General features: G+C 67.9%; 6 protein-coding genes and 1 pseudogene. 3 read left to right on the top strand and 4 right to left on the bottom strand.

Annotation, left to right across the window (positions count from 1 at the left end):
- Positions 1 to 59: 59 nt before the first annotated feature.
- Positions 60 to 1217, bottom strand: coding sequence for a hypothetical protein (locus Q0Z44_RS02165; protein ID WP_298009553.1), 1158 nt, complete (start codon positions 1215 to 1217; stop codon positions 60 to 62).
- Between the two features lie 66 nt (positions 1218 to 1283).
- On the bottom strand, positions 1284 to 3752 hold the full coding sequence (locus tag Q0Z44_RS02170; RefSeq protein ID WP_298009556.1) for a hypothetical protein: 2469 nt from the start codon (positions 3750 to 3752) through the stop codon (positions 1284 to 1286).
- 289 nt (positions 3753 to 4041) lie between these two features.
- On the opposite strand from Q0Z44_RS02170, the gene Q0Z44_RS02175 reads away from it, so the two are divergent.
- The 3 genes and pseudogenes from Q0Z44_RS02175 to Q0Z44_RS02185 all read left to right on the top strand — a co-directional run.
- Positions 4042 to 6417 (top strand): NADP-dependent malic enzyme, encoded by a 2376-nt coding sequence (locus Q0Z44_RS02175; RefSeq protein WP_366517563.1) that lies wholly within the window; start codon positions 4042 to 4044, stop codon positions 6415 to 6417.
- 332 nt (positions 6418 to 6749) lie between these two features.
- A complete protein-coding gene (locus Q0Z44_RS02180) occupies positions 6750 to 7139 on the top strand; it encodes a ribonuclease domain-containing protein (protein WP_109038474.1) in 390 nt (129 codons plus the stop codon).
- A 104-nt stretch (positions 7140 to 7243) separates the two neighbouring features.
- A pseudogene (locus tag Q0Z44_RS02185) lies at positions 7244 to 7630 on the top strand (barstar family protein); the annotation flags it as partial.
- Between the two features lie 242 nt (positions 7631 to 7872).
- On the opposite strand, the gene Q0Z44_RS02190 reads toward Q0Z44_RS02185, so the two are convergent.
- Both Q0Z44_RS02190 and Q0Z44_RS02195 read right to left on the bottom strand, forming a co-directional pair.
- Positions 7873 to 8844, bottom strand: a complete 972-nt coding sequence (locus Q0Z44_RS02190; protein WP_298009562.1) for a complex I NDUFA9 subunit family protein — start codon at positions 8842 to 8844, stop codon at positions 7873 to 7875.
- Positions 8845 to 8863: 19 nt separating this feature from the next.
- Positions 8864 to 10304 (bottom strand): lytic transglycosylase domain-containing protein (locus tag Q0Z44_RS02195; RefSeq protein ID WP_298009564.1); only part of this gene is annotated, 1441 nt, incomplete at its 5' end.

Here is a 10304-nt window from a genome sequence, read left to right on the forward strand (position 1 = left end):
GTCGCGCCGGATGGAAGCGATTGCGAAGGCGCTCGCCCCGACGACGGTGTCGAGCCGGCTCAGAATCCGAGCATCCAGCTCATCTGCAGGCCGCGCACGTGGCCCGACGCCTCGCCAAAGCCGCTCATCAGCGAGGCCTCCAGCCCCTGCCAGGCGACCCCGACGCGCGCCACGCCGACAAACGGCTCCATGCCGACGCGCCAGCGCACCGTGCCGGGGGATTGCCAGTCGAGCCAGCGTTGCCAGAGGCCAATGCGGTGGGCCAGGGTCACGGTCCAGGTGCCACTCGCTCGATCCCAGTCGGCCTGCCAGCGGGTCGCCACCGGAATCCGCTTGACCGCCTCGATCTGGCTGTACTGCCCGTTGATGGCCGCGCGGTACGCAATGCGCCCTTCCGGCGTGCGGGTGCTGACGGCGCTGTCGAGCACCGCGTCATCGCGGATCAGCCCGGACCACGTGAGCCGCGACCACACGTCTCGGACATCGAGCCGCCATCGATCGGGCCACACCGCCGCGCCCGCCTCGCCCTGAGGGCGGGCCCACGTCAAGGCGATGGACAAGGCCTGGCCCTGCCCCTGTGCGCGTGCCGGAGGCAGGTACGGCGTCGTCGCCTCATGGTTGTCGTCGCGCAGCGTGCCGCGGAAGGCGTAGCTGTCGTCAGCCTGGTAGCCCACCTCGCCCTGGCTGTGGATGGTGCGCAGGCGCTGCAGGATCAGCTGGTCCCAGCCGACCTCCAGGCCCAGCTGCCCCATGCGCACGGCGGGCAGGTGAATCGCCACGCCGCGCCCGGCCCACATCATCAGGTTGGTGTCCGCGTTGTAACGCACGGGCGCGTCGGGGTCGGTGCGGCTCTGGTAGTGGTACAGCACCTGGGCGGCCTCGCCCGACAGCCGCGCCGTGCCGTCCACCCGGGCCAGCGCACCAATGCGCCACGGGTTGTCGCGCCCCGCTTCACTGAATGCGACGGCCACGCCGGCTTCGGCGCGGCCTTGCACCTCCGCCCGCTGCGTGTCATGCCGCATCCGGTAATCCGACGACCAGTCGCCATCAAGCTGGAAGACCGGCACGCCGTTGGACCAGGCCTCGGCACGCACCGACGCGTACGGGCGCACGGCCCAGCTCGAGGGGCCCGTCGCCCCATCGCCTTCTGCCGCCACCGACACGCCCATCCACAGGGCCAGCGGCAGGATCAACGCGGCGCCACGCTTGCTTCTCATTGTTGTCCCCTATAGAAAAAAGGCCCCCGTCGCCGGGGGCCCTGAAGCGTCATTCCGGCCAGGCGGTCAGAAGCGTTCGTAGCTGTTGTCGGCGTAGACCAGCAGGCTCTTGTCGACATCGTAGACGCCGACGGAATCACGGCCCTTGGCGATGGGGATCGACGTGGCGCCGCTCGTCACGGTGAAGGCGACACCAGACGGCGTGGAGAACCTGAGGGCGCTCTCCGACGGGGTGATTTCGTTCACCGTGCCGGACAGGATCACCTTCTGTGTGCCGTTCTCGCTGTACGTACCGGCCAGGCCGAACTTGCGCTTGCCGGTGCCTGCGTCGTACTGCTCCTGCGTCAGCGTGGCATTGAGCGTCAGGGTGTTGGTGCCCGACGTGATCAGCGTGCCATTCAGCCCAAGCGACCAGTTGTTGCCCTGGTTCAGCTGCAGGTACTCGGGCATCGTGGCGGTCAGCGTGCCATCGAACAGCGCAGCGCCGCCGGCTTCCTTGATCACGCCCTGGAACGAGGCGAGCGTGGGCACGGCACGGCCGGTACCATCCGGGATGAAGCTGCTGGCGCTCAGGGTGCCAGTCAGCGTCGCACCGTTTGGCGCCACGGCTTCCACGATGAACTTCGCGCTGGAGTTCTCCATGTCGGCAAGGGCCGAGGAAACGTTGTACACGTTACCCGGCGTGGCGGTCTTCGCGATGATCTCGGAGCCATTCTTGATGGCCACCGTCGACAGGCGCGTCGTGCCGCTCATCACCTTGAACTCGGCCGTCGTCGCCAGCTTGGTCAGGGTGTTGCCCGTACCGGTGGCCGACGAGGCGAAGTTCAGCGCGATCTGCTGGTGCGTGCCACGCGAGCTGTAACCCACACCCGGCTCGAAGTGCAGCCCCGCGGCCATTTCGCCGCTGATGCCGAAGGCGTTGCACGAAGTGATCACGTCGTCCGAGCGTTCGCAGGTGCGGGTGGCCGTGGCAGTACGGAAGGCTTTGTCGCCACCTGCAACCGGTAGGGCATCGGTGGCCACCGTGCTGGGCTCGAACACCCCTGATGTGCTGTTGATCGTGCCGAACTGGCGCACAAGACGGCTTTCGATCGTCATGCTGTCGTCGGTGCCGCGCTTCAGGCGGAAGTGGTGCTGGAAGGCCACGTTCGTGTTCGACGAACCGACGCCAGCGGGCAGCGGAGCGGTCGCCTCACGCACCGCATAGGTCGCGCGGCAGATCAGCTGGTTGGTGGGTCCGGAGGGCACCGTGGCCGAGAACGTGGCGTCTGCAAAACGGCAGGTCACCGGGACATTCTGAGACTGACCGGGCAGGTCGGCCGACGTGTTGAGCAGGTTGAAGCGCCCCGCGCTGTCCACCATCAGCTCGGAATAGATCCACGGGCCGCTGTCGATGACGAAGGTGCCGGCCATGGCTGTGACGATCTGCGTCCACGAGCTGCTGTCGAGCGGGGCCACCGCGCTGTCGAATGCGTCTCCAACGGACTTCAGGCGGGTCGTGATCGCGGTCGGCTCGGTCTTGTTGCTCAGCGTCGCGCCCGTGGTGCGCAGCGACGTGATCAGCGCCTTGGCGTCGCGGATGTAGCCCGCCACGGTGGTCGAAATCGTGCTCGGCGCAACGGTGTCAGCGGTCTGCACGGGCGGCACGGTGCCGGTGTAGCCTACCTGCGCGATGATGTCCTGACGCGAAGATTCCAGTTCGGCCACCACGTCGGTGCCGTCAGAGGTGTCATCGTCCTTGGTGCCGAGCGCAGCCAGCTGTTCGACCACGCATTTCACGGCGGCGGCCTGGTCCGCGGGTGCGGGTGCGGCGGGCGCTGCGATCACGGCGCCTGCGGCCGTCACGCGGCCCGGCGCGCTGAGCTGGGAAAGCGGGACGCCACAACCCAGCCCGCCCCGCTCGGCGAGCTTGGAAACAGCTGCGAGGGCCACGGCGGCGGCATTCAGCGGCGCCTTGGTGTCCGGATCGAATTCCGGCTTGTCCTTCAGCACGTCGGTGCCGCCGACAAACAGCACCACCTGCGCGTTGGCAGCGGCCACCGTGTCGGCCTTCAGACCACCGGCGTTCTTCTCGGCAATCGCCACAGCCATTTCGGAGAACGGCGTGACCTGCACGCTCGCGGTGCCACCGGCTTCGGGCACGGCGGCCGCGCGCATCGTGAACCCGGCCACCGGAGTGATCACGGCGCCCGTCGCCTCATCGTCCATGCGCGTCTGGTCGTCGGCCACCACTTCGATGACCACAACCTGCCCTGCGGGCAGCCCGCGCAGTTCGTAGAGACCGGCATTGTCCGTGCGGTCGGTGGCCAGTGCCTTCGACCGATCGACAGTGCCGTCGGCCTTGACGGCATAGGCCGACACCACCGCGTTGCGCATCAAACCCTTCGATGCCACACCCGACACACTGGCCGTGCTGGTCGACGGCGGGGTGGAGCTGCTTCCACCGCCGCCCCCGCATGCCGCCAGGGTTGCCACCACCGCCACGCCCACCGCTGTCTTCGCCCATGTCCAGGGCTGCTTACGCCAAGTCGTCAACGCCATCTCCTTGAAGGCCGGTTTGAAACAACTGCAGGCGGGGCTTCGCGGGGAAACCAAATGTCACTGCAGTCACAAAGGACATTTTGTGTGAATTAACGTGAACTTGAAATGTCAGTTAGCCGGGGTTTGATGGCTTGTTCATCGGCCAGATGGCCAATCGCCCCACGAGAGGGGGCTTCAACGTGACAAGCTCACGGTGAGCCGGCGTACCACCCCCCTTCTCTCCGCCGCCGAGAAGCTCCACCGGTGCGCAAAGCGCACTTCCCTCACCCATGCGGGCATCCACATGCCCCCGCGCCAGGGAAACTTCCTAAAATCCCCCCTCCGGCGACCGCTTTCGGCCGTCACCACGGAGCAAGTCCCCTCTATGACCACACCTGAGCAGAAGCGAGCCGAACTCAAAAAGTCCGCGCTCGAGTACCACGAGCTGCCGACACCCGGCAAGCTTGCGATCAGCGCCACCAAGCAGCTCACCAACCAGCGTGACCTGGCCCTGGCCTACTCGCCCGGCGTTGCCGCGCCTTGCGAAGAGATCGTCGAGAACCCCGCGAACGCGTTCAAGTACACCAGCCGCGGCAACCTCGTGGCGGTCATCACCAACGGCACCGCCGTGCTGGGTCTGGGCGACATCGGCCCGCTGGCCGCCAAGCCGGTGATGGAAGGCAAGGCCGTCCTGTTCAAGAAGTTCGCCGACATCGACGTCTTCGACATCGAGATCAACGAAAAGGATCCGGACAAGCTCGTCGAGGTGATCGCTGCGCTCGAACCCACGTTCGGCGGCATCAACCTGGAAGACATCAAGGCACCCGACTGCTTCTACGTCGAGCGCAAGCTCCGTGAGCGGATGAACATCCCCGTCTTCCACGACGACCAGCACGGCACCGCCATCGTCGTGGGCGCGGCCCTGCTCAACGGCCTGAAGGTCGTCGGCAAGGACATCAAGCAGGTCAAGCTCGTGACCTCGGGCGCCGGCGCCGCAGCCCTCGCCTGCCTGCAGCTGCTCGTCAAGCTCGGCCTGCCCCGCGAAAACATCTGGGTGACCGACCTCGCCGGCGTCGTGTACGAGGGGCGCACGGAACTGATGGACCCGGACAAGGCCCAGTTCGCCCAGAAGACCGAGCAGCGCAAGCTCTCCGAAGTCATCGCCGACGCCGACATCTTCCTCGGCCTGTCCGCCGGTGGCGTGCTCAAGGCCGACATGGTCGCGCGCATGGCCGACAGCCCCATCATCTTCGCGCTGGCCAACCCCACGCCGGAAATCCTGCCGGAAGAGGTCAAGGCCGTCCGCGACGACGCCATCATGGCCACGGGCCGTTCGGACTTCCCGAACCAGGTCAACAACGTCCTGTGCTTCCCGTACATCTTCCGCGGCGCGCTGGACTCGGGCGCGACCACCATCACCGATGAGATGGAGATCGCCGCGGTGCATGCGATCGCCGAGCTGGCCCAGGCCGAGCAGAGCGACGTCGTGGCCGCCGCCTACGTGGGCGCCACGCTGAGCTTCGGCCCGGAATACCTGATTCCGAAGCCGTTCGACCCGCGCCTGATGATGAAGATCGCGCCGGCCGTGGCCAAGGCCGCCGAAGAGTCCGGCGTCGCGACCCGCCCGGTCAAGGACTTCGTGGCCTACGGCGAGAAGCTGCAGAGCTTCGTCTACGCCTCGGGCACCACGATGAAGCCGATCTTCAGCGTGGCCAAGCGGGCCAAGGCCAAGCGCATTGCCTACGCCGAGGGCGAAGAAGAACGCGTGCTGCGCGCCGCCCAGATCGTGGTGGACGAAGGCCTCGCCCGTCCGATCCTGGTGGGCCGCCCCGCCGTGCTCGAACAGCGCTGCGAGCGCTTCGGTCTGCGCCTGAAGGCCGGCATCGACTACGACGTGGTCAGCACCGAATACGACCCGCGCCACCGCGAGTACTGGCAGTCGTATCACCGCCTGACCGAGCGCAAGGGCGTCACCGCCCAGATGGCCAAGATCGAGATGCGCCGTCGCCTGACGCTGATCGGCTCGATGCTGGTGCACAAGGGCGACGCCGATGGCCTGATCTGCGGGACATGGGGCCAGACCTCGATGCACCTGAACTACATCGATCAGGTGATCGGTCGACGCGCCGGGGTGAAGACCTACGCCGCCATGACCGGCCTGATCCTGCCGGGACGCACCGTCAACATCCTCGACACGCACATCAACTACGACCCGACGGCCGAACAGATCGCCGAGATCACCATCATGGCCGCCGAGGAAATGATGCGTTTCGGCCAGCGCCCGAAGGCCGCGCTGCTGTCGCACTCGAACTTCGGCTCGAGCAACCAGCCGTCGGCCATGAAGATGCGCGAGGCGCTCGGCCTGATCCAGCAACAGGCTCCGTGGCTGGAAATCGATGGCGAAATGCACGGCGACACCGCACTCGACGCGGCCTACCGCGCCGAGCTGATGCCGCACAGCACCCTGACCGGCGAAGCCAACCTGCTGGTGTGCCCGAACATCGACGCCGCCAACATCGCCTACAACCTGCTGAAGGTAGCGGCGGGCAATGGCATCGCGCTGGGCCCGGTGCTGCTGGGCGCGGCCAAGCCGGTGTGCATCCTGACGCCGTCGGCCACCGTGCGCCGCATCGTCAACATGACGGCCATGACCGTGGCCGACGCCAACGCGGTGCGCTGAAAGGCGCATGCCCGCCCCCTGGAAACGGGGCGGCGGGCTTATAGCACACCCGCTCCAGCGGGATCAAAAGGCCCCGTCTGCCCCTTTTTGAGGCACCGGGGCCTTGAGCTTTTGGGCCGATTTCTATAGCATCTCGTCTTTGTCGAAGTGCTGCATTGCTGACCGATCAAGGCTGGAAACACAGCAACATGGTGCCCTCCACGCTGACCCGGGATCCGTCGCCAAGTGGTCGCGGTTTGCTTACCCAGCCCGCCTCCCTGACCCGACCGGGGCGCCTGAACGGCCACCACAAGCTGGCCGGTTTCGTCGCCCGCGTGGCCCTGTCCCTGTTGATGGGAGCCAGCCTGAGTCTGGGCCTTGTGCCCGATTCGGCGCAGGCTCGTCGCAGTACCCCGCAAGACACCGAGCTGTCCAGTCCGTCCGGCCTGGCGGTTGCGCCCCTGTCCTCCCTGCCACGTCAGGCCCAGGACGTTTACGGACGCATCCACCAGGGCGGCCCGTTTCGATACGACAAGGACGGCACGGTCTTCTTCAACCGCGAGCGTGCCCTGCCCCGGCAGCCACGCGGCTTTTACCGTGAATACACCGTGCCCACACCGGGCTCGCGCGACCGGGGGGCCCGGCGCATTGTTTGTGGCGGACATGAGCTTCGTCAACCTGAAACTTGTTTCTACACCGAGGATCACTACCAGAGCTTCCTGACCATTGATCCGCGGCGCTGACCGGTCATCCCGGTCGTCCCCATCTTCGTTCTTTCTTCATACCTTCTCATCGGCCCACCGGGGCGCAGGCGCTCAGCGCCTCCCGCTCCGTGGCCCCAGCGATCATGTTGTTGCAATCCGTTCGAACCAACATCGTTCAATCCATCCGCGCCTACCGCCCGGAAGACTTGCAACAGGCGGCCAACGCGGCTGGCCAGCATTTCCTGTACACCAACCTGAGCGGCGCTCAGAGCAAACAGGACGTGCTGGACATCATCGCCCGTGACTTCCTCTTCCCGGACCACTTCGGCAAGAACCTGGACGCGCTGTACGACTGCATCACCGACACCGTGCACAAGTCAGGCCCTCAGCCGGGCTTTGTCGTGGTGCTGGAACTGATCCCCGATGGTGCCCGTTACGACCGCGAAAGCCGCGAACAGCTGCTCGACGCCTTCCGTGACGCCGCCGATTTCTGGGGCGAACGCAAGGTGCCGTTCCGCGTCTTCTACTCGATCGCCGTGTCGGGAAAGGAATCGGCCGGCAACTGGGACAAGGCCGACGTGGCCCAGAACGACCCGAACGCCAAGCCGGTGAAGATTTCGAAGAACGCGCCGCAACCGATGATCATGAACCTGCCGCCCATGAGCAGCGTGTTCGACACGGCCCAGCTGCTGGCTGCCGCCTGAGTTCGACCGCCTCGCGTTGACCAACGCCGCCTCCGGGCGGCGTTGCCGCTTCTGCAGGCTGTGCTTCTTCAGCCGCGCCGCGCCAGCGAACGCCACAGGTCCATCTGCCGCGCCATGGCGCCGGCTTCGCCGAGGTAGCCCGGGCCGATGGCATCGAGCGAGTGCGGTGTGACGCCCAGCGCAGCGAGGCCCGGCAGCCGCCCGCTCGCCACATTGGGCACCTTCATCGAGTCCAGGTTGTCGGTGGACATCAGCGGCTCGCCCGGCATCAGGCCCATCATCGTCGCCTGCATGCGCCCCGCAAAGTCGGGAATGGGCAGCACCGGTCGGGCGCGCCCGCTCCATCGGCCCGCGCGCTGCACCAGCTCGGCCAGCGTCAGCACCTGCGGGCCGGCCGCCTCGTAGACGCCCGTCTGCCCGCCTTCCAGCAGCTTGACCAGCGCGGCCGCCACGTCTTCGACCCACACGGGCTGGAAGCGCGCCTGGCTGCCCGCCAGCGGCAGGGCCGGAAACAGGCGCTGCAGGGCCGCAAACAGGTTCAGGAAGCGGTCCTGCGCCCCGAAAATCACGCTGGGCCGCAGGATGCCGACGCTCAGGCCGCTGGCGGCTGCCTGACGGAGCACGCCCTCGCCCTCGGCCTTGCTGCGCAGGTAGTTGGACGGCGCCTGAGCCGGGTCTTCCGGCACGCCGAGCGCGCTGACGTGCACGAGGCGCCGCACACCGGTCTTGAGGCAGGCGCCCACCAGGCGCTGAACCAGATCGACATGGGCCGCGCGGAAGGCCTGCGGCGTGCCGTGCAGGATGGCCACCAGATTGACCACGGCATCGCACCCGCTGAGCAGGCGCACCAGGGTGGCCTCGTCGTGCACGTTGGCGTCCACCACGTCGACATGGGGCAGCGGAAACAGGTGCTTGCCGCGCTCACGCCGGCGGCTGGGCACCAGCACGCGCGCGCCGGCGAGGGCCGGGCTGTGGGGGATGTGCTCGCACAGGGCGCGGCCCACGAAGCCGGTGCCGCCGAGGATGAGGATGCGTTGCATGCCGGGTCTCCGGGTGGTTTCAGGGCAGGTCGGTGGCGCTGGGTGGTGCGGTGCCGGCACGCGGGCCGACGCTGGCGCCCAGGCGCTCACGCAGGGACAGGGGCTTGCCGTGCAGCAGGTGGGCATAAACCACCGCGTTGGACAGCACCTTCTTGACGTAGTCGCGGGTTTCGGTGAACGGGATGTTCTCGACCCAGGCAGCGGCTTCGGTGCGGGGCCCTTCGCGCCAGCGCCGTGGGCGGCCCGGGCCGGCGTTGTAGGCCGCGGCAGCCAGCGCCTGCATGCCCTGGAAGTCATCCAGCACCAGCTTGAGGTAGCCGGCGCCGATGCGCAGATTGGTCTGCCGGTCGGTGAGCAGGTCGGGCTGGTAGGCGATGTCGAGCTTGCGCGCCGTCCAGGCGGCGGTGGCGGGCATCACCTGCATCAGGCCCGACGCCCCGACGTGCGAACGGGCGGCCACCAGAAAACGCGACTCCTGCCGGATCAGCCCCAGCATGTAAGCCGGGTCCAGACCCACATCGCGGGCCGCAGAGAGGATGTCCTGGCGGAAGGGCGTGGGGTAGCGCTGGGCCAGGCTCACCTCGTTGCGGGTGCGTTCGCTGCCGTTGATGCAACGGTCCCAGATCTCGCGCTGGCAGGCGAGTTCGGCCATGGTCAGGATGTCGCGGTCGGCCATGCCGCCGGGCTTGCCCCAGGTGAGCGTGTAGTTCCATTCGCGCACGGCCTCGCCGCGCCAGCCGAGATCGAACAGGCGCAGCGCACGGTCGGTGCCCGGCACTGCACGCGCCTGGGCCAACTCCACCTCGGTGAAGGGCGCCGGGGTGGCGGGCGCGCGCGCCGGGGTGCCGTGCAGTTCTTCGGCCGCGAGCTGACCGTAAAAGGTCAAGGGGTGCGCCACCCGCTGCAGTTGCGCGCGGGCCCGTTCACGCAATTCCTTGCGGGCAGGCTCTGCCGTGGCCTGTGTCGCCCGGGCCTGCAGCGCCTTGGCACGCCAGTAGGCCCAGGCCGGGTCGGCCTGCTGTTCGGGGGCCATGGCGTCCAGCGCCTGCTCGAGCTGGGCCCACGCCGCAGGCTGACCGGCCGAGGCCGCACGCAGGGCAGCCCGGGCCATCCACGCCAGCGTCTCGGGCGACCAGCTCACGGGGATGCGCCCGCCGGTCCCGAGCGCCAGCCCTCGGTCGGTCAGCGCGCGCTGGAAGTACGAGGGGGCTTCCGGGTTCAGACGCCAGGCGGCCGAACGCCCCAATTGCGCCCACGCCCAGCCGGCTTCTTCGGGCTGCCAGTGCCAGCGTTGTCGGGCCGTGTTGTCCTGGATGGCAGCCGCCGCGGCCACTGTGTCGGTGCCGGCCCAGCGGATGAAGGCCAGCAGGTTGAGCTGGGCTTCGATCGGCTCGGGCAAGGCCAGGGGGAATGGGCTGCGGTGCAGGCCGGTTGCGGGCCCGCGCCTTCGACACCGGCGC

The sequence above is a fragment of the uncultured Aquabacterium sp. genome, from assembly GCF_947366995.1.
Classification (GTDB): domain Bacteria; phylum Pseudomonadota; class Gammaproteobacteria; order Burkholderiales; family Burkholderiaceae_C; genus Aquabacterium.

Bases quoted from the DNA above. Each gene is read 5' to 3' on its own strand.
- Q0Z44_RS02190 (WP_298009562.1), bottom strand. From the start codon at position 8,844: ATGCAACGCATCCTCATCCTCGGCGGCACCGGCTTCGTGGGCCGCGCC.
- Q0Z44_RS02175 (WP_366517563.1), top strand. From the start codon at position 4,042: ATGCCCCCGCGCCAGGGAAACTTCCTAAAATCCCCCCTCCGGCGACCG.
- Q0Z44_RS02180 (WP_109038474.1), top strand. From the start codon at position 6,750: ATGGGAGCCAGCCTGAGTCTGGGCCTTGTGCCCGATTCGGCGCAGGCT.
- Q0Z44_RS02165 (WP_298009553.1), bottom strand. From the start codon at position 1,217: ATGAGAAGCAAGCGTGGCGCCGCGTTGATCCTGCCGCTGGCCCTGTGG.